Consider the following 20,503-nt stretch of genomic DNA (forward strand, 5'->3'; position numbering starts at 1 on the left):
AGCTCGGCGGCCACAGCAGCTCGGATCTCGGACTCGATGGTCGACGCACAGATCACAAACCCGGATCTCTGATGCGCCAGCATCCGTCGCAGATGTATGGGGCCAGCCTCGCAGCGATCTCACCCTTCCGGCACCCGATGGGTCCGGATGCGCGGCCGGTGCGCGCATGGGCGAACGCGGGACGACCGGGCCGACACGAGTGACGTGCACGCCGGTCCTGCCGCTCCTCGACGCACCAGTCCAGGCGGGGCGCAGGGCCTCGTCGCTGGAGGGCGCCTACGTGTGCAGGCGGAGATGCGGAAAATCAGGCGGATTCTGATATCTCGCCTGGGCGGGGGCGCTCGTCGGGAAGAATGATCGACGATGACACCCCGGATCGAGGGCCCCGAGCAGCCCGACTACGGCCCCTTCGCCCACCTCACCGTTCCCAACGCCGCCCTCTACCGGCAGGTGATGCGTGCGTTCCTCGCCGCCAAGGAGCGGTTCGCGGTGCATCTGCGGCCGGAGGACGTGTACGCCGCACTGGACGCGGGGAGTCGGCCGGCCGACGTGGAGTCGGTGGTGAAGGCGTTGGACAGTCTGGTCACCTGGGGCAATCTGCGGGCCGATCCGGACACCGCGCGGGTGACGGCGGTCGAGGACTTCTACCGCAAGCGGTTCATCTACCAGCTCACGCGGGCCGGTGAGGCGGCCGAGGCGGCGCTGGGGACGTACGACGAGGTGCTTGGGCGGCGTGGCGAACTCCAGGCGGTCGCCCTGCACGACATCGTCACGCAGCTGCGGGCGCTGCTCGTGATCGCGTCGGAGGACGAGCCCGACCCGGCCAAGGCATACGTCGCCCTATCCGTGCTGACGGCGCGCTTCACCGACCTCGCGGACAACGCCCGGGCCTTCATGGGGTCGCTCCAGCGCACCATCGACCTGCACGACATCGAGGTCGAGGCGTTCCTCGCGTACAAGGACCGGCTGATCCAGTACCTGGAGCGGTTCATCCAGGACCTCATCACCCTCGGCGGCCGGATTGCGCTGCTGATCGGTGAGTTGGAGGCGCAGGGTCGGGTCGGGCCGCTGCTGCGTGTCGCCGCCGCCCGGGACGCCGCCGATGCCGCTCCCGAGGACGCCGAGCATGCGGAGGCGGCGGCGTACGAGAAGTGGGCCGCTCGGTGGTCCGGGCTCGCCCAGTGGTTCGTGTCGGCGGAGGGGCGTGAGTCGCAGGCCAGGCTGCTGCGCGGGCGGGCGCTCGGTTCGATTCCGCAGCTCCTGGCCGTCGTACGGCAGTTGAACGAGCGGCGGGCCGGGCGATCCGATCGCTCTGCCGACTTCCGCGCGCTGGCGCGCTGGTTCGCCCAGGCGCCGGACGATGCGGCGAGGCACCGGCTGTGGCGGGTGGCGTTCGGGCTGTATTCCTCCCGGCACCTCACCGTCGACGCCGACACCCTTGCCGAACGGACGGCCGCCCCTGAGCCGGCCTCGACCCCGTGGGGCGAGGCGCGACCGCTGCGGATCAGCCCTCAGCTGCGCCGTACCGGCAGCTACGAGAGGCGCGGCAAGCCGCGCAGGGTGGCAGACCGGGGCGAGGCGAAGCGCAGGCTCGCCGAGATCGCCGCCCGGCAGGCGGAGCAGGCCGGCGCGGCACGGGACCGCCTGGCGACGGGCGGCCCGGTCCGGCTCTCCCGTCTGGGAGAACTCGACCCACTCGCCTTCCAGTTGTTTCTGCGCCTGCTCGGCGACGCCCTCGCCACCTGGCGGCCGGGCATGACGACCACCGCGGCCACCAGCGGGGACGGCACGATGGAGATCCGGCTGACCGCGCTCGACGACGGCTCGACGGCCGAAGTGCACACACCGGACGGCGTGCTCAGCGGTCCCGACCATCTGATCGACATCATCGACCTCACGGCGGGGATGGGCGGCGGGGTCGGTGCGCCCGCCGGGCCGTTCTCTGCCCAGGCCGTGTCGGGTCCGCAGCCCGCGACCGTGTCCGTCCCGCGGCAGGGCGCTGCCCTCCAGCCCTCCCGCGACACCCGACACTTCACGGAGGACCGATGACCGGCCCCCTGGCCGAGGTCCTGGACGGCCAGCGCGAGGCCGACCTCCAACGGGCAGCGCGAGCCCTGCTGAAGGAGCCGCTGCTCACCGCCGACGGGCCGTACGCCGACGAGTTCCGGCTCGTGCGCCGGCACGCTGCCGAACTGCGGCAGTGGTTCGAGCGCAACGTCGGCTGGACGCTGCGCACGGACGCCGACGCCGCACGACTGCGCAAGACGCCGGGCACCCTCACCGACGCCACGCACCCCGCACGCGAGGCCGCCCGGACCGCCCTGCCGTTCACCCGCCGCCGTTACGTCCTGTTCTGCCTGACGCTGGCCGCGCTGGAGCGGGGCGAGTCGCAGGTGGCGCTCGGACGCCTCGCTGAACAGGTCGTCCTGGCCGCGGCCGATCCCGAACTCGTCGCCGCCGGGATCACGTTCACCCTGGAGCGGCGCGACGAGCGCCTCGACCTCGCGGCTGTCGTACGACTGCTGCTGCGGCTCGGTGTGCTGCGGCGGGTGGCCGGTGACGAGGAGGCATATGTCAGTGGATCAGGGGACGTGCTGTACGACGTGCGGCGGCGCGTGCTGGCCGGGATGCCGGCGTCCCTGCGCGGCCCCTCCATGATCGACGCCGAGGACTTCGAGCAACGCCTGGTGGAGATGACGGCACAGACCGCGCTCGACAGCGACGAGCTCAGGTTCCGTGCGATCCGCTGGAAGCTGACCCGTCGGCTCCTCGACGACCCGGTGCTCTACTACGACGACCTGACCGACGACGAACTGGCTTACCTCACGCGGCAGCGCGGCTTCATCACCGCCCGCATCAGTGAACTGACCGGACTGGTAGCGGAGGTCCGTGCCGAAGGCATCGCCCTGGCCGATCCGATGGACGAACTGACGGACGTGCGCATGCCGGAGCAGGGCACACACGGTCACATCACCCTGCTGCTGGCAGGACACCTGGCGCGGGCCGCCGGGCCTGTCGAACCGGCGGAGCTGGCGTCCCGCGTACGGGAACTGGCTGTGGAGCACGGCGGTTTCTGGTCCAAGTCGGCGAGGGAGCCGGGAGCGGAGCCCGAACTCGTGGAGCAGGCGCTGACGAAGCTGGTGGCGCTGGGACTCGCCGAGCGCACGGTACGGGGCGTCGTGCCGCGACCGGCCCTCGCGCGGTACGCGGTCGGCGAGCCCGTCGTCAGGGAACCAGGACCAGCCCGCCACTCGGCCGTGCTGCCGGACACGACCCCGAAGGACGAAAGGTGAACCGCGCCTTGACCGCGCTCCCCAGCCCCGCGCCCGGCCGGTGGCGGCCCCTGCGCATCGGGCTCGTCGACCTGTTCCACTACGACGTCGAGGAGTTCTGGTTCCGCGACGGCCGGCTGCTGCTACGTGGCAACAACGGCACCGGCAAGTCGAAGGTGCTCGCCCTCACCCTGCCGTTCCTGCTGGACGGCGACCTCTCCGCCCGACGCGTCGAGCCCGACGGCGACCCGGGCAAGCGCATGGAGTGGAACCTGCTCCTGGGCGGCGAACACCCGCATCCGGAACGGCTCGGCTACACCTGGATCGAGTTCGGACGACTTGACGAGAGCACCGGCGAGCCGCATTTCCGTACGTTGCTCTGCGGGCTGAAAGCGGTCGCCGGACGCGGCATCGCCCGCCACTGGTTCGCACTGACGGACCAGCGGATCGGCGCCGGCCTCGACCTGCTGGACGCGACCGGCACGGCTCTGTCCCGGGACCGGCTTGCGGAGGCCGTCGGCAGCCGCGGCATGGTGTACGACACTGCGAAGACGTACCGCAGAGCAGTCGATGAAGCCCTGTTCGGGCTCGGGGAGCGGCGCTACGGCGCGCTCGTCGACCTCCTGATCCAGCTGCGCCAGCCCCAGTTGTCCAAGCGCCCCAACGAAGCCGCCCTGTCCCGGGCGCTGACCGAGGCGCTGCCGCCGATGGACCAGGCGGTGATCGCCGACGCGGCGGAGGCGTTCAGGTCGCTGGACGAGGAGAAGGAGGAGCTACGAGCGGCCCGCGAGGCCGAGCAGGCCTCGTCGGGGTTCCTCGACCACTACCGGCGCTACGCCCGTATCGCCTCCCGGCGCCGGTCTCGCCTGCCCCGCCGCGAACACGCCCGGTACGAGCACCTCCAGCGTGAACTCCTCAAGGCACAGGGCGACCGCGACCGGGCTGTGGCGGACCTGAAGGAGGCCCAGGAGAGGGGCGTCGCACTCGACGAGCGGGCCGCGCGGCTGAGCGCCCAGGACGCCGCACTGCGGTCCGGACCCGAGATGCGCGACGCCCACGCACTCGATCAGGCGGCGGTCGACGCCTCCCGCACGGCAGGAGAACTGACGCGTGCCAAGGCGGACCGGCAGACGGCGGCCGAAGCACACACCCGGGCCCTGGGCCGGCTCGCCACCGCGAGTAATCGGCTCACCGCGGGTCAGGAGGCCCTGGACGACATCCAGAGCCGCGTGGCGGAGAGTGCCGCGGCGGCCCGGCTCGATGTCCCCAGGACACAGGGAGCCCCCGATGCGGCCTTGCGCCGGGAAGCGGACGAGGCGACAGCGAGCAGGCGGCGCGCCGTCGACCACATGGAGGAACTGGCCACGCGAGCCGAGCGGGCCGAGGAGACGTGCAGGGCCGCCCAGTTGCGCGCCGATGAGGCTGACGAGGAGGTCGTGCACAGCGGGGAGCGGCTGGCCGAGGCGGAGGAGAGCGTCACCGAGGCAGGACGTGTGCTGATCACGGCCGTGAAGGAACATCTCTCCGGGTGTGTGGAACTGCGGGTACCTGGACTGGCGGGGGTCCTGGACGCGGTTCAGGACTGGGCGAGCAGTCTGGACGGCCCTCACCCGGCACGGACGGCGGCTGCCGCATCCCATCGCGCCGTCGCCTCCCGGCTGGCCGACCGGGCGGCAGGTCTGGCTCACCGCGAGGTGGCGAGGGCGGAACGGCACCGCCTGGCGGCAGAAGAGCTGACCGCCCTTGAATCGGGCGGGGAGCGCGGTCCGGCCGCTCCGTACACGCGCACACCCGATGTCCGGGACCGAGGCCTCGGTGCCCCGCTGTGGCGGCTCGTCGACTTCCGCCCCCACGTGACCGAGGCCGAACGCGCGGGACTGGAAGCCGCGCTGGAGGCGTCGGGGCTCCTCGACGCCTGGGTACGGCCGGACGGCTCCGCGGTCTCAGCGGACGGCCACGACGTGTTGCTCGACCCCATGGGCCCGCCCCGAGGGGGCGGCCTCGACCGCGCGCTGTGCCCGGCGGTCAACCACGCGGACGTGCGCGCCGCCGCCGTGGGGGAAGGGACGGTCGAGCGTCTGCTCGCCTGGATCGGTCTGGCCGGAAAGAACGGCGACAGGTCCGAAGAGGCATCGTGGGAGGCCGACGGCAACGACACCTGGGTCTCCACGGACGGGCGTTTCCGCGTCGGCGCGCTGACCGGAAACTGGGCCAAGGACAGTGCCCAGTACGTGGGAGAAGGGGCGCGAGAACAGGCGCGCCGCGCCCGGATCGGCGAACTGCGAACCGAACTTGAGGCGTTGGAGGCGGAGCGGGAGCAACTGGCCAAGGAACTACGCGCCGTGGCCGAGCGCCGTGGCGTGCTCGACGCCGAGCTCGCCGCGGTACCGGGTGACGACGACCTGCGTCATGCGCACGCACGCGTCACCGCCGCGGCCGACGCGGCCCACCGTGCCCGTACCCGACAGGACGAGCGGGCCGCAGAACTGGCCCTGGCGGCCGGGAAGGCCGACCGTGCGGCGGTCGGGCTCACCGAGACCGCGGCCGCCCTGAACCTTCCCACCGACAGGACGGGACTGGGTTCCGTGCGCCAGGCGCTCGCCGACCACGCCGCTCTCCTGGCTGCGCTGTGGCCCGCGCTGCGTGAACGCGCGGAAGCCGAGCGCTCGGTCACCGGCGAGCAGGTGGAGACCGGCCGGGCCGAACTCCGCGTGTCCGAACTCGCGGAGCGCACGACGGAAGCGGCCCGTCTTGCCGCGGCGTCGGACGAACGCCTCACGACACTCCGCTCCACCGTCGGAGCGGCCGTCGCCGAACTCCAGCGGCGGCTGGAGGAGACAGCGGCGGCCGTCCGCGTCTGCGAGAGCGAACAGCAGCGAGCACAGGCGGACTTCGGCGACGCGGACCGGCGTGCCAGCCACGCCGAGGGGCGCATCGAGCGGCTCGCTGAGGATGTCACCGATGCGACCGCCGCGCGTGAACGCGCCATCGCGGCTCTTCAGCGGTTCGCCTCGACAGGACTGCTCGCTGTCGCCCTTCCCGACGTCGTCGTACCGGACGACGACGGCGGGACGTGGGCGGCTACCCCGGCCGTCAACCTCGCTCGCGCCATCGAGTCCCAGCTCTCCTCCACCGACGACTCGGACGCGGCTTGGGAACGCGTGCAGAAACGGCTGAGCGAGGAGTTCGGCAGACTGCAGGACGCGCTGTCCCGGCATGGCCACACCGCCACCGCCCGTCCGAGCGAGGACGGCATGCGGGTCGACATCGTCTACCAGGGCCGTGAACGGGCCGTTCCTGAACTCGCCGACGCCCTCGCCACCGAAGTCGCCGAGCTGACCCGCATCCTGTCCGCGCACGAGCGCGAGATCCTGGAAACCCATCTGATCACCGAGGTCGCCGGCACGCTCCAGGAACTGATCGGTGCCGCCGAACGGCAGGTGCGCGCCATGAACACGGAACTGGAGGAGCGCCCGACCTCGACCGGAATGAAGTTGCGGCTGGTGTGGCGGGCGTCCCGCCGGGCCCCCCAGGGACTGGCACATGCCCGTGAAAGGCTGCGCCAGTCCGCCGACGCCTGGTCGCCACAGGACAGGGCCGCGGTCGGCGCATTCCTCCAGGAGCAGATCGCACGTCGGCAGGCCGACGACAGCGTCGGCAGCTGGCTGGAGGATCTCACCGCCGCCCTCGACTACCGGGCCTGGCACGAGTTCGGCGTCGAACGTCACCAGCACGGGAAATGGGTACCGGCCACCGGGCCCGCCTCGGGCGGCGAAAGGGTCCTGGCGGTGTCCGTGCCTCTCTTCGCCGCGGCGTCCTCCCACTACGCGAGCGCGGGCGGCGCTCACGCCCCACGCCTGGTCACCCTCGACGAGGCGTTCGCCGGCGTGGACGACGACTCGCGCGCCAAGTGTCTCGGCCTGTTGCGCGCCTTCGACCTCGACGTCGTCATGACCAGCGAACGGGAATGGGCCTGCTACCCACAGGTCCCCGGAATCGCCATCGCACAGCTCGCGCGCGTCGACGACATCGCCGCCGTGCTGGTGACCCGGTGGGAGTGGGACGGCAGCGATCGACGGCGCGGCACGGAGCCCGGTGGACAGGTGAGCGTGTACACAGGGCCCTCTCTTGCCGCCGTCTCCGACGGAGTGGCCGCTGAGGCGAACAAGCCGTCAGCCGGGCCGGGACGGACTGTCGTCGCCGACGGCACCGGAGAACAGGAGTCCCTGTGGACGTGAATGCTCCGGTGCCTCCGTCCTCGCAGACCGGTCAGCTGCCCGGAACCTGTGGACGGGCCGGGCGGGAGAGGCCGGCGGACACCGTGGCAGTAGTGCCTTCCGCGACACCGCCGAACGGCGAACAGGTCGACGCCGAACGCCTCGGCCGGTTGCTCGGTGATCCCGGCCTGGCCTGGCTCGTGGACCGCACCCGGCAGCGGATGGCACGTGGCCGACCAATCACCGGCCCCGTCACCCTGTCCCACCCCGACGAATCCCAACGTCGCGCTGCGGAGAGTTTGTTGGGACGCCTACCACGAGCCGGTCGTTCTCTGACCGTTCGCCTCGACACCGTGGACGCGATCCTGCGCCGCTCCGGTGTCAGCCCTGACGGCCTGGGTGCGGCCGTGGTGGCACTTACGGGCCCCGTCACCCTGCACGCGGCGACGCGGGACAAAGAGGAGCGGGCCTGGGAGGAGGCGTACGCCCCGCTCGGCACCCTCGACGCCGAGCTGGCCGACTGGGCGGAGCGGATCCGCAAGGACGGTCTTGTACGGCGCCTCGCGCGCACACCGGAAGCCGCCGGGCCCCTGGTGGACGCTGCCGTGCGCGCGCTGCGTTCACTGCCCGTGTCACCCCCGATGTCACGCGCCACGTTCGCCGCACGAAACCTCTCGGGCGCCCACGCCCTGGACGAGGGGACACCGCTCGCCGCTCTCGTCCTGTCGGGGCTCCGTTCCCTCACGGGCTTCCCTGACGGTGCCGGTGCCGAATGGCGACGGGAGGCATGGGCTTCGGCGGGTCTGCTCAGGGACGACGTGTCATCGACCGTCCTCTCCCTCAACCTGCGCGGTACCCCGTCCCTCGACTGGATGGCCGACGCCGGTGAGCCCGCGGTCCTGACATTGCGTTCCCTCACCCGTCACATGCCAATCCCAGCCGTCACGACGACGGGAACCGTCCACGTCTGCGAGAACCCGGCCGTCCTGTCCGCCGCCGCCGACACCTTCGGCCGGGCTTGCCCGCCCATGGTGTGCCTCCAGGGACAGCCCTCAGCCGCCGCGCTGACTCTGCTGCGTGGCCTGTCCGCCCAGGGAGCGGGGCTTCTTTACCACGGCGACTTCGACTGGGGCGGCGTGCGCATCGCAACGGCGCTGCGGCGAAGTGTCCCGTGGCGGCCATGGCGTTACACAGCCGCTCACTATCGGGCGGCGGCGGCCAGGCTGACCGAGGTCCCGGACCTGACGGGCGCACCCGCTGCGACTCCGTGGGATCCCGCCCTTGCCGCCGCTCTCGCCGAACGCGGTGTTCGTGTCGAAGAAGAAGTGGTGCTCGACGATTTGCTTTCGGACCTGGAGAGGCAGGCTCGTTGAGACGAATCCCATCATCGAGGGCACGCCCACTGCCTGACCTGGCCCGCACAAGGCAGAGCCACCGCCCGCGCCGGCTCTGCCTCGCTGTGCGACCCGGCCCGTTCGACGAGCAGCCGTCTGCCGTGAACGGTCACCTTGAGCCCGCGGACGGGGGGAACTGACGCGCGGCACTCTGCCGACGCCTGGGGAGGCAGCACCGCGGCCCGAGGTTCCGTACCACGGTACCGACAGCTTGCCCCGGCTGTCAGGGCCGTGACCGGGGGCTGTGGCCACGGCCCTGGGCACGGCCCGGGACCTGGTCTTCGAACGCCGCGGGCCGGCCTGGGCAATTTCGTACGACTCACAACTGTGCGCGGTCCGGCTGCCGTTCGCGCAGAACGGCCGCGATCCGCAGGCACCAGGCGCGGTTGTCCTCCTCGAAGGCCAGACCGCGCAGACAGGTCAGATACGGCCCGATCCGCTCGCCCCGGCGCAGGAACTCCTCCTCGTCCATCTCGCCCCGCATCTTCCGCAGAAGCTTGCCGAAGAGCTCGATCTTGGCGGCTGCGACGGACGCGCGTTCTTCGAGCTGTTCGATCACCGGCCCGGTGCCGATGCGGTCGGCGGCCTGGACCTTGACGAGCAGGTCGTCGCGGATGAAGGAGGGCTTGGACGCGGTCGCGGCGAACTGCTCCAGCTCGGCGAGACCTGCGTCGGTGACGGTGAACAGGCGCTTGTTGGGCCGGGTTTCCTGCACCACCTTCCGACCCGTGACCAGCCCGTCCTTCTCCAGTCGGGCCAGCTCGGCGTAGAGCTGCTGGGGCAGGGCGTGCCAGAAGTTCGCGACGCCGACGTCGAACGCCTTGGCCAGTTGGTAGCCGCTGTGTTCGCCGTCCAGCAGCGCCGCCAGCACGGCATGTCGCAAAGCCATCGCGGCAGCCCCTTCCCTCGGTCTCTGTCCGCATGATACTCAAGAAAGTGACTAGTCAGATTCTTGAGTAATCAGTCCCGGTAAGAATGCGGGCATCAGGAGGAATCATGGAGACTGCCGAACGCTTCCGCGCCGCCGTGGAGAAGCGGGATCTCAGCGCACTGGAAGACCTGTTCACCGAGGACATCCGCTTCTACAGCCCGGTGAAATTCACCCCCTTCGAAGGGCGGCCGATGGTGCTCGGTCTCCTCGGGGTCCTGCTGCGTACCTTCGAGGACTTCCGCTATGTCGGACAGCTCGCCGGCACGGCACAGACCAGCACGAACGGCGACGAGACCCCCTCGGAGATCCTGATCTTCCGGGCCGTAGTGAACGGCAAGGAGATTCACGGCCTCGATCTCCTGCAGTTCGACGAGGCGGGCCTGATCAAGGAGTTCACCGTGATGGTCCGCCCCCTGTCCGCTGTCGAGGTCATGAGGGACGCGGTCTTCGCGGGTCTGGTCGCCGCCGGCCTCGTCCCCGACCCTGCCGCGGGCTGACCCCGCATCGGGCCGCTGTCGATGCGCGCATCGATCCATGGCCGACTCGCCCGTGTCGCTGTTGGGCCGAACGGGTGAGGGGCGCGAGGATGGGGCGCATGAGTAGGTACGAGAGGTACGACGTCACTGACGAGCAGTGGGAGGGCCTGGCCCAGGTCGTCCCACTGCGCAGCCGTAACGAGTGGCCCTCGCGAGTCGACCACCGCACGGTTCCGCAGGACTACGCGGCGGCCGAGCAGCGTCGTTTCGTCGTGCTGCGGGTCCAGGTCTTCGCCGACGCGCGCGAGGTCGCCGAATACCTCGTCGCGCAGATCCCGGTGCTGCTCGATCTCACCGGAGCCGACACCGAAGTCGCCAAGCGCATCCTGGACTTCAGCAGCGGAGTCGTCTTCGGACTCGGCAGCGGGATGCACCGGGTCGACCGGAACGTCTTCCTCCTTGCGCCGATCGGCACGGAGGTCGAAGGGATCGCGGCGGCCGCAGTCCCCCGTTCGTAGGAAGGTCGTGCAGAGGGAACGGTTCCGCGCGCTGCGCGCTGCGTACCGTCCCGATCATGAACGCGACCTCCCCCACAGGGCCCCCGCTCACGCCCGCACGCACCCGACCCGCACACATGCCGCCCACCGGTGCGAACAGCGCCCGCCCCACCGTCACCGAACTGCGGCTCTCCGCCTTCAGGACCCACCGGGGCGCCAACTTCCCCCTCGGTCCGCTGACGCTCTTCGCGGGCGCCAGCGGCAGCGGTAAATCGAGTGCCCTGCAGGCGTACGAGGCACTGGCACGGCTGGGCGCGGGCGAGGAGCTCGAAAGCGTCTTCCCCGATCCCTCGGCATGTGTGCCGGAGTCGGCCGAGGTCGACGGACAGGGGCGGCGGGGATTCAGGATCGGCTGCACGGTCGACGGCCCGGCCGGTCCCGTACAACTCGACCTCGCCGTGCAGGCCGAGCCCGAACTGCGCGTCGTCGGTGAACGGTTGACCAACGGCGGACGGATCCTGCTGGCCACCGCGCTGCGCGATCCCGGACGGTCCACGGTGCAGGCGGCATGGCACACGGCCGGTGCGGTCGCGGTCACGCGCGCACCGCTCCCGGACGACCGGCTCGGCACGGCGCTGCTGCCGCTGCGCGTGGCCGGCAAGACGCAGGGCCAGTTACAGGTGCTTGCGGCCGCCGAGCAGGTCGTCGTCGCGCTGAGGTCGGTCTTCGCCTGCGATCCGCAGCCGCACCGGATGCGCGAGCCGGTCGCGGCGGGCGAGGGACGGCTGCGGCGCGGCTGCGACAACCTCGCCGAGGTGCTGCACCGGACGCGGAGCGAGTGCGCCATCCGGCACGCGCGGCTGGCCGCGGCGGCACGGCTGGGGTGCGCGGGCACGGTGCAGGAGCTGGCAGTCGAGGAGTTGGGCGACGGGACGGTACGGGCGCTGCTGGGCCGGGGCGGAGCGCGCGTCGCGACCCCCCTGGGGCGGCTCGGCGAGGGCGAGTTGAGATATCTGGCCCTCGCCCTGGTGCTGCTCACCGGGCCGGGGGTGCTGGCCATGGACCAGGCTGCCGAGGTCCCGGCCGCCTACCAGGCGCTCACGGTGCTCTCGGACGGCTTCGACCGCTGCATGGATCCCCGGCAGGCGCGCCAACTGGTGGCACTGGGCGTGGAGATGGCGGCGAGGGGGCATGTCCGGCTGGTGGGGGCGGTCGCCGACGCGTCGTATGCGCGCGGAGTTGACGGTGTGACGGTGGTAGACCTGGTGACGTGACGAGAGAAGACGACGGACTGGATGTGGCGGGGTTGCAGCGCCGGCTCGCGGAGTTCGCGGCGGCGCGGGGCTGGGAGCCGTACCACACCCCGAAGAATCTGGCGGTGGCGCTGAGCGTCGAGGCGTCCGAACTGGTTGAGATCTTCCAGTGGCTCACGCCCGAGCAGTCGGCCCGGGTGATGGACAAGGAGGACTCGGCGCACCGGGTGCGGGACGAGGTCGCCGATGTGCTCGCGTATCTCCTGCAGTTCTGCGAGGTGCTCGGCATCGACGTGCTGGCGGCGCTCTCCGAAAAGATCGACCGGAACGAGATTCGCTTCCCGGCGAAGTGATTCCGGGCGGGTCTCATACCCCGGCAATCAGGGCGTCGTCACTCTATGGAGTTGTCGAGTTATCCACAACGGCCTTGGTGTCCACAGATTTCCGAATTCCCCTGGCGTTCAGGCTCAACCGCCTTCACTCTGGGTAATAACTGAGTGGGCAGTAAGTCGTACGAACGGGGGCGGCGTACACATGGACGCGGAGCGGCTCATCGGGCTCAGTCGGCACGCCTTGGCGCAGAGCCGTGAAGTGCCCGACATCGTGGCGGAGGCGTGGCAGGCGCAAGCCCTCGCCCAGGCGATCGGAAGCAGGCTGGCGGCGTACGGACCGCCGGAGTTGAGAGGTGAGGCAAGAGGGCTCAGCGAGATCGGTGGACGCGGGTGCGGGGTGCTCGACCATCCGATGGTGCGCAGCGGTGGGGTCAGAGCCGCGCAGCTGTCCGAAGTGGCTGATGCGCGAAGGACGTTGATCGGGCTGAGTGTGCTGCTGGCGGATGTAGGCATCGCCCTGGTCGGGGTCGCGTGCTCCACCGACGAGGAGGGGCTGTACTGGCAGTGCATCGAGGCGATCGACGCCGCCGACGAGTCGAGCGACCGGGTACGCGGGATGCTGCGGCGGCTCACGGTGCGGGACGGCGACAGACCTCCCGAAGCGGTCCTGGGCAGAGCGGGTCCGGCGGCCGCACCGGAGGTGCGGGAGGCTCCCGTGGTGTCGAAGGGGCCGAGGGTGTCCGGGGTGCGGGAGCCGTCGGGCCCGCCGGCCCCCTCCCGCGCGCCGGGCTCCCCCGGACGGTCGGGCTCCTCGGGCCCGCCAGGCTCCTCCGGACTTCCGAGCCCGTCGGGACTTCCCGGCTCTTCCGGATCGGCGGACGGCGCGGGCATATCCGTCGACGCGGTGGACGCGTCGGCGGGGTCGGCGTGACGTCGGAGGCGCTGGGCGGGATGGGCAGCGGGCGCCGACGGGCTGAGGACTCTCACTCGACCGGGCCGGTGCGGGTCTGGCCAGGATCGTGGGGTTGACGGCCGTTCGAAGGTGCAGGATGGATGCATGGATCTTCGAATCTTCACCGAGCCCCAGCAAGGGGCGAGCTACGACACCCTGCTGACCATTGCCAAGGCCACCGAGGACCTCGGATTCGACGCCTTCTTCCGCTCCGACCACTATCTCGCCATGGGGTCCGCCGACGGGCTGCCCGGACCGACCGACGCCTGGATCACCCTGGCCGGGCTGGCCCGCGAGACGAAGCGGATCCGCCTCGGCACGCTGATGACCGCGGGCACGTTCAGGCTGCCGGGCGTGCTGGCCATCCAGGTCGCGCAGGTCGATCAGATGTCGGGCGGCCGGGTCGAGCTGGGCCTCGGCGCGGGCTGGTTCGAGGAGGAGCACAGGGCGTACGGCATTCCCTTCCCCAAGGAGAAGTTCGCGAGGCTGGAGGAGCAGCTGGCGATCGTCACCGGGCTGTGGGACACGGAGACCGGAAAGACGTTCTCGTACGAGGGCAGGCACTACCAGCTCGCCGACTCGCCCGCGCTGCCCAAGCCGGTCCGGGGGAAGGTGCCGGTGCTGATCGGCGGGCACGGGGCGACCCGCACTCCGAGACTGGCCGCGCAGTACGCCGACGAGTTCAACATCCCGTTCGCCTCGATCGAGGACAGCGAGCGGCAGTTCGGCCGGGTCCGCGCCGCCGCTGAGGCGGCCGGGCGTGGCGCGGACGACCTGGTGTATTCCAACGCCCTGGTCGTCTGCGTGGGCAAGGACGACGCAGAGGTGGCGCGCCGCGCCGCCGCCATCGGACGGGAGGTGGAGGAACTGAAGGCGAACGGCCTGGCCGGCTCGCCCGACGAAGTGGTCGACAAGATCGGGCGGTACGGCGCGATCGGTGCGTCCCGGATCTACCTCCAGGTCCTGGACCTCGACGACCTCGAGCACCTGGAGCTGATCTCGGCCCAGGTCCAGTGCCAGCTGAGCTGATCCCTGTGCGCCCGGCCCGCCCCCTCGCCGCCGCCCTGGCCGAAGGTGTCGTCGTCCTCGACGGCGGCCTCTCCAACCAGCTGGAGGCACAGGACTGCGATCTGTCCGACGAGCTCTGGTCGGCGCGGCTGCTCGCCGACGATCCCCGCGAGATCGAGACGGCGCACGCAGCCTATGTGCGGGCGGGCGCGCAGGTGCTGATCACCTCCAGCTACCAGGCCACCTTCGAAGGCTTTGTGCGGCATGGAGTCGCGCGGGAGGAGGCAGCGGGGCTGCTCGCCCGAAGTGTCGAACTGGCCCGCACTGCAGGCGAGTTGGTTCCGGGCGAGGTGTGGGTCGCGGCATCGGTCGGGCCGTACGGGGCGATGCTGGCGGACGGCAGCGAGTACCGGGGGCGGTACGGGCTGTCCGTGCGGGAACTGGAGCGTTTCCACCGGCCGAGGATCGAGGCTCTCGTCGCGGCGGGCCCCGATGTGCTCGCGCTGGAGACGGTGCCGGACATCGACGAGGCGGAGGCCCTGCTGAGGGCGGTGGATGCGTACGGGCTGCCGGTCTGGCTCTCGTACACGATCACCGGCGAGCGCACCCGGGCCGGGCAGGAGCTGGCGGCGGCCTTCGCCCTGGCCGCAGGACGCGACCAGGTGATCGCGGTGGGGGTGAACTGCTGCGATCCGCGCGACGCGGACCGCGCGGTGGAGCTGGCGGCGGCGGTCACCGCCAAGCCGGTCGTCGTCTATCCGAACAGCGGGGAGCGGTGGAACGCCGAGGAAAGGGGGTGGCGGGGCGGGTCGACATACAACCCGGGCAGGGTGCGGGACTGGCTGGCGTCCGGAGCCCGGCTGGTGGGCGGCTGCTGCCGGGTGGGGCCGGGGCAGATCGCCGAGCTCGCGAGGGCCGTCACGGAGGTCACCGAGGGCGGCGGCCGGTAGGGGACGCGGGGGCGCGGTGCGGGTCGGACAGCGCGCCCCGGGCACGCACGCACGCGGCGGGAATTCCCTGGTCGGGACGGGTGAATCCGGCCATACTCGGACGCGTGTTCCTGACGATCAGTACGACCGGTACCCCAGAGCGTCCCGCGACCGACCTCAGCTTTCTGCTGCACAAGCATCCCGACAAGGCGCAGACGTTCTCCACCTCGCACGGCACGGCGCATGTCTTCTATCCCGAGGCATCCGCCGAGCGCTGCACGGCCGCGCTGCTGCTGGAGGTGGATCCGGTGGCGCTGGTGCGGCGCGGCAAGGCGAAGGGCCGCGGCGGAGCGCCCGATTCGGCGCTCGCGCAGTACGTGAACGACCGGCCCTACGCCGCGTCCTCGCTGCTGGCGGTCGCGCTGAGCAGCGTGTTCAAGAGCGCTCTGCGGGGCGTGTGCGCCGCGCTGCCCGGGCGGGCCGAGGCCCCGATGCCACTGCGTGTCGAGGTGCCCGCGGTGCCCGCGCGCGGTGGCGCCGAGCTGGTCCACAAGCTCTTCGGGCCGCTGGGCTGGACATCGGTCGAGGTGGAGCCGGTCGCGCTGGACGAGCAGTTCCCGCAGTGGGGCGACTCGCGTTACGTACAGCTGGTGCTGGAGGGGGAGCTGCGGCTTGCCGACGCGCTGCGCCAGTTGTACGTCCTGCTGCCGGTGCTCGACGACGCCAAGCACTACTGGGTCGCGCCCGACGAGGTGGACAAGCTGTTGCGGGCGGGCGAGGGCTGGCTGGCCGAGCACCCCGAGCAGAAGCTGATCACCAGCCGCTATCTGTCCCGGCGCTGGGGGCTGACGCGGCAGGCGATGGAGCGCCTCGAGCTGGTACGGCTCGCCGAGACCGACGACCTGGAGGTCGAGGCCGTCGACAACGCCGTGGACGAGACGACGGACACGGAAGACAAGCCGGTGCCGCTGGCCGAGCAGCGGCGGGACGCGATTCTCGAGGCGCTCCGCGGTGCCGGGGCGAGCCGGGTGCTCGACCTGGGCTGTGGGCAGGGCCAGTTGGTGCTGGCGCTGCTCAAGGACGTTCGCTTCACCGAGATCGTCGGGGTGGACGTCTCGGTGCGTGCGCTCACCATCGCCGGGCGGCGGCTGAAGCTGGACCGCATGGGCGAGCGGCAGGCCGCGCGGGTCACGCTGCTCCAGGGCTCGCTCACGTACACCGACAAGCGGCTCGCGGGCTATGACGCGGCCGTACTGAGCGAGGTCATCGAGCACCTGGATCTGCCGCGGCTGCCCGCGCTGGAGTACGCGGTATTCGGATCCGCGCGGCCGCAGACGGTGATCGTGACCACGCCGAACGTCGAGTACAACGTCCGCTGGGAGACGCTCCCCGCCGGGCATGTGCGCCACGGTGACCACCGCTTCGAGTGGACGCGCGCGGAATTCCGCGCATGGGCCGGGGCAGTGGCCGAACGAGACGGATACGACGTCGAGTTCGTGGCCGTGGGGCCCGACGACCCGGAGGTGGGGCCGCCCACCCAGATGGCTGTGTTCAGCAGAAGCGACAAGACCGAGACCGAGAAGGAGGCGAAGGCCGCATGACCACGTCCGCCACGACCACCGCGCCCGTGAAGCGCAGGCTCCCGGTGACCGACCTGTCCCTCGTCGTCCTCGTCGGCGCCACCGGATCGGGCAAGTCCACCTTCGCCCGTAAGCACTTCAAGCCCACCGAGGTCATCTCCTCGGACTTCTGCCGCGGCCTCGTCGCCGACGACGAGAACGACCAGAGCGCGAGCGGCGACGCCTTCGACGTACTGCACTACATCGCGGGCAAGCGCCTCGCGGCCGGACGGCTGACCGTCGTTGACGCCACGAACGTCCAGCCGGAGAGCCGCAAGCAGCTGGTGCGGCTGGCGCGCGAGTACGACGTGCTGCCGATCGCGATCGTCCTGGACCTCCCGGAGGAGGTGTGCGCCGAGCGCAATGCCGGGCGCCCCGACCGGGCCGGGATGCCCCGTCATGTCATCCAGCGCCACCGCCGCGAACTGCGCCGTTCGCTGCGCGGCCTGGAGCGCGAGGGCTTCCGCAAGGTGCACGTCCTGCGCAGCGTGGAGGAGGTCGAGGCCGCCGAAGTCGTCCTGGAGCGCCGCTACAACGACCTCACCCACCTCGCCGGCCCCTTCGACATCATCGGCGACATCCACGGCTGCAGCTCCGAGCTGGAGACCCTGCTCGCCAAGCTCGGCTATGTGGACGGAGCACACCCCGATGGCCGTACGGCCGTGTTCGTGGGTGACCTGGTCGACCGGGGACCCGACAGCCCCGGCGTCCTGCGCCGTGTGATGAGCATGGTCGCCTCCGGCCATGCCCTGTGCGTGCCGGGCAACCACGAGAACAAGCTCGGACGCTGGCTCAAGGGCAGGAACGTCCAGCACACCCACGGACTGGCCGAGACCGTCGAGCAGCTGGAGAAGGAGGACGACGCTTTCCGTGAGCAGGTGCGGGAGTTCATCGACGGACTCGTCAGCCACTACGTCCTCGACGAGGGCAAGCTCGTCGTCTGCCACGCCGGTCTGCCCGAGAAGTACCACGGACGCACCTCGGGACGGGTCCGCTCGCACGCGCTGTACGGCGACACCACCGGCGAGACCGACGAGTTCGGCCTGCCCGTGCGCTACCCGTGGGCAGAGGACTACCGGGGCCGGGCCGCTGTGGTCTACGGCCACACCCCCGTGCCCAACACCTCATGGATCAACAACACCATCTGCCTGGACACCGGAGCGGTCTTCGGCGGCAAGATGACCGCGCTGCGCTGGCCGGAGCGCGAGCTCGTCGACGTACCGGCCGAGAAGGTCTGGTACGAGCCGGTCAAGCCGCTCGGCACCGAGGCTCCGGGCGGTCGCGAAGGCAGGCCGCTCGACCTCGCCGATGTGCAGGGGCGCCGGGTCGTGGAGACCCGGCACATGGCCCGCATCGGCGTGCGCGAGGAGAACGCCGCGGCGGCGCTCGAAGTCATGAGCCGTTTCGCGGTCGACCCGCGGCTGCTCACCTACCTGCCGCCGACGATGTCGCCGACCGCAACCTCGAAGGAGGAGGGCTATCTGGAGCACCCGGCCGACGCCTTCGCCCAGTACCGGGCGGACGGCATCGCCAAGGTCGTGTGCGAGGAGAAGCACATGGGCTCGCGGGCGGTGGCGCTGGTATGCCGTGACGCCGGGGCCGCGCGGGAGCGGTTCGGGGTCGACGGCCCCACGGGCGCGCTGCACACCCGTACGGGACGACCGTTCTTCGACGACCCCTCGGTCACCGAGGAGATCCTCGACCGGCTGCGCACGGCCGTCACCGCGGCCGGGCTCTGGCAGGAGCTGGCTGCATCCGACAGCGCCTCCGGCGCGTGCGACTGGCTGCTACTGGACGCCGAGCTGATGCCTTGGTCGCTCAAGGCGGCCGGGCTGCTGCGCTCGCAGTACGCGGCGGTGGGAGCCGCCTCCGGCGCTGTCTTCCCGGGCGCCACGGCTGCCCTCGAAGCGGCCGTCGCACGCGGCGTCCCGGTGGACGCGCTGCTCGCCAAGCAGCGCGACCGGGCCGCCGACGCCGCGGAATTCACCGAGGCGTACCGGCGCTACTGCTGGACGACCGACGGGCTGGACGGGGTGCGTCTCGCGCCGTTCCAGATTCTCGCCGCGCAGGGGCGTTCGCTCGCCTCCGTACCGCACGACGAGCAGCTGGCCTGGCTGGACCGGCTGGTGGAGCACGACCCGACGGGCCTGCTCCAGGTCACCCGTCGCCTCCTCGTCGACACAGCCGACGAGGCCTCGGTCGGCGCCGGTGTCGACTGGTGGCTGGAGATGACCGGCAGGGGTGGCGAAGGCATGGTCGTCAAGCCGCTGCAGGCCCTGGCGCGGGATGGAAAGGGCAGGCTCGTGCAGCCGGGCATCAAGGTCCGCAGCCGCGAGTACCTGCGGATCATCTATGGCCCCGAGTACACCCGCCCGGAGAACCTGGAGCGGCTGCGCAACCGGTTCCTGAACCACAAGCGCTCGCTGGCGCTGCGGGAGTACGCGCTGGGGCTCGAGGCCCTGGACCGGCTTGCCGACGGGGAGCCGCTGTGGCGGGTCCACGAAGCGGTGTTCGCGGTGCTCGCACTGGAGTCGGAGCCGGTCGACCCCCGCCTCTGAGGGATGTCCGGCGGATCGGGCTCGATCCGCCGGACCCAGCTCACTGATCCGGCCCGATCGACCGGACAGGACCCTAATCGGACTCCTGATCGACGGTATGAGGGGCGCACGGGTGCGGGTGAGGGGCGCACGCCGGTTTCGCGTTGACGCTCAAGTCCGGGACACCTAGCGTTTTTCACCCCGCCGTGTGACGTGGAATCAACTCTGAGACTGAGAACGCCACTTGACGTGGGAGGAAGCAGACACCGACAGAAGCCGTGGTCCCCCGGAAAAGGGCCAGAAAAATCGTTGTGGGGGAGCGATGAGTCTGTTCGGCCAGGACCGCTCGTTCCTCGACGCCCTCGGCGTCCAGGACCGCCGGGCGCTGCTTGCCGAGGGCGCACCCCGTACCTACGAACCCGGCGACGTGATGATCCGCGAACGGGACACCACGACCTATGTGCTGGCGCTGCTCTCCGGATGGGCGGTCGTCTCGGTCGAGACGGAGCGCAGCGCACGGCTCATACTCGCCCTGCGCGGCGCGGGCGAGGTCGTGGGTGATCAGGCCGCCGTCGACCAGGGTTCCCGCAGCGCCACCGTCACCGCACTCGGCCGGGTGGAGGCGGTGGCCGTGTCCGGCGTGCGCTTCCGGGGCTTCCTCGCCGCCCGGCCGCACGCCACATCGCTGATCATGCGTCAGCTCAGCACGAGGCTGCGCAGCTCCGACATCGAGCGCCGCTCCCTCGCCTCCGGGACCGTCATGCAGCGGCTGGCCGCCCGCCTCGTCGAGCTCGCCGAGCGAGCCGGCCGCCGTGCCGACGAAGGCATCGTGCTCGAACTTCCCTTGCCGCAGCACGACTTGGCGGCAGCCATAGGAGCGACCCGGGAGGCGGTCGCCAAGGCATTGCGCCTGCTCAGGGAGCAGGACGTCGTCCGTACAGCCAACCGCACGGTGATCGTCACCGATCTTCAGGTGCTCCTGCTGCTCGCCCAGGGCCGGGGGCAGCCACCGGGGACACGCCCGCCGGAGAAATCTCCGCCGGCTGTGTAAACGGCTACATCGCCGGTTGCCCAGCGCGGCAAGAG

General features: G+C 71.2%; 14 protein-coding genes and 1 pseudogene. 14 read left to right on the forward strand and 1 reads right to left on the reverse strand.

The window, feature by feature from the left end; translation table 11 throughout:
• Positions 1-363: 363 nt before the first annotated feature.
• The 4 genes from OOK40_RS16775 (at position 364) to OOK40_RS16790 (ending at position 8,862) form a co-directional block, all read left to right on the forward strand.
• Entirely contained in the window at positions 364-2,049 is a 1,686-nt protein-coding gene (locus tag OOK40_RS16775) for a TIGR02677 family protein (RefSeq protein ID WP_266481903.1), read from the forward strand.
• A complete protein-coding gene (locus OOK40_RS16780) occupies positions 2,046-3,293 on the forward strand; it encodes a TIGR02678 family protein (protein ID WP_266481905.1) in 1,248 nt (415 codons plus the stop codon). The genes OOK40_RS16775 and OOK40_RS16780 overlap by 4 nt, the downstream gene beginning before the upstream one ends.
• Positions 3,290-7,510: a TIGR02680 family protein gene (locus tag OOK40_RS16785; protein ID WP_266481907.1), complete on the forward strand. Its 4,221-nt coding sequence runs from the start codon at positions 3,290-3,292 to the stop codon at positions 7,508-7,510. Before OOK40_RS16780 ends, OOK40_RS16785 begins: the two co-directional genes overlap by 4 nt.
• Before the next feature lie 92 nt (positions 7,511-7,602).
• Positions 7,603-8,862, forward strand: a complete 1,260-nt coding sequence (locus OOK40_RS16790; protein WP_266481909.1) for a TIGR02679 family protein — start codon at positions 7,603-7,605, stop codon at positions 8,860-8,862.
• Between the two features lie 340 nt (positions 8,863-9,202).
• On the opposite strand, the gene OOK40_RS16795 is transcribed toward OOK40_RS16790, so the two are convergent.
• Positions 9,203-9,772, reverse strand: a complete 570-nt coding sequence (locus tag OOK40_RS16795) for a PadR family transcriptional regulator (RefSeq protein WP_266481911.1) — start codon at positions 9,770-9,772, stop codon at positions 9,203-9,205.
• Positions 9,773-9,879: 107 nt separating this feature from the next.
• On the opposite strand from OOK40_RS16795, the gene OOK40_RS16800 reads away from it, so the two are divergent.
• The 10 genes and pseudogenes from OOK40_RS16800 (at position 9,880) to OOK40_RS16845 (ending at position 20,468) form a co-directional block, all read left to right on the forward strand.
• Positions 9,880-10,311, forward strand: a complete 432-nt coding sequence (locus tag OOK40_RS16800; protein WP_266481913.1) for a nuclear transport factor 2 family protein — start codon at positions 9,880-9,882, stop codon at positions 10,309-10,311.
• Between the two features lie 98 nt (positions 10,312-10,409).
• Positions 10,410-10,808 (forward strand): cell division protein SepF, encoded by a 399-nt coding sequence (locus OOK40_RS16805; protein WP_142213204.1) that lies wholly within the window; start codon positions 10,410-10,412, stop codon positions 10,806-10,808.
• Positions 10,809-10,924: 116 nt separating this feature from the next.
• Positions 10,925-12,061, forward strand: coding sequence for an ATP-binding protein (locus OOK40_RS16810; RefSeq protein WP_266484377.1), 1,137 nt, complete (start codon positions 10,925-10,927; stop codon positions 12,059-12,061).
• Complete coding sequence (locus OOK40_RS16815) at positions 12,058-12,393, forward strand: nucleotide pyrophosphohydrolase (protein WP_266481919.1); 336 nt, start codon at positions 12,058-12,060, stop codon at positions 12,391-12,393. Before OOK40_RS16810 ends, OOK40_RS16815 begins: the two co-directional genes overlap by 4 nt.
• Positions 12,394-12,574: 181 nt before the next feature.
• Positions 12,575-13,024: pseudogene (locus tag OOK40_RS16820) on the forward strand (DUF6099 family protein); the annotation flags it as partial.
• A 405-nt stretch (positions 13,025-13,429) separates the two neighbouring features.
• Positions 13,430-14,353, forward strand: a complete 924-nt coding sequence (locus OOK40_RS16825) for an LLM class F420-dependent oxidoreductase (protein WP_266481921.1) — start codon at positions 13,430-13,432, stop codon at positions 14,351-14,353.
• 5 nt (positions 14,354-14,358) lie between these two features.
• Positions 14,359-15,282 carry a homocysteine S-methyltransferase gene (gene mmuM / locus OOK40_RS16830; protein ID WP_266484379.1) on the forward strand — a complete coding sequence of 308 codons (924 nt, stop codon included), beginning with the start codon at positions 14,359-14,361 and terminating at the stop codon, positions 15,280-15,282.
• A 104-nt stretch (positions 15,283-15,386) separates the two neighbouring features.
• Entirely contained in the window at positions 15,387-16,862 is a 1,476-nt protein-coding gene (locus OOK40_RS16835) for a 3' terminal RNA ribose 2'-O-methyltransferase Hen1 (protein ID WP_266481924.1), read from the forward strand.
• Positions 16,859-19,438, forward strand: coding sequence for a polynucleotide kinase-phosphatase (locus OOK40_RS16840; RefSeq protein ID WP_266481927.1), 2,580 nt, complete (start codon positions 16,859-16,861; stop codon positions 19,436-19,438). The genes OOK40_RS16835 and OOK40_RS16840 overlap by 4 nt, the downstream gene beginning before the upstream one ends.
• A 301-nt stretch (positions 19,439-19,739) precedes the next feature.
• Positions 19,740-20,468: a Crp/Fnr family transcriptional regulator gene (locus OOK40_RS16845; protein ID WP_266481930.1), complete on the forward strand. Its 729-nt coding sequence runs from the start codon at positions 19,740-19,742 to the stop codon at positions 20,466-20,468.
• The last annotated feature ends 35 nt before the right edge of the window (positions 20,469-20,503 follow it).

The organism is Streptomyces sp. NBC_01481 (genome assembly GCF_026339995.1).
Taxonomy (GTDB): Bacteria; Actinomycetota; Actinomycetes; order Streptomycetales; family Streptomycetaceae; genus Streptomyces.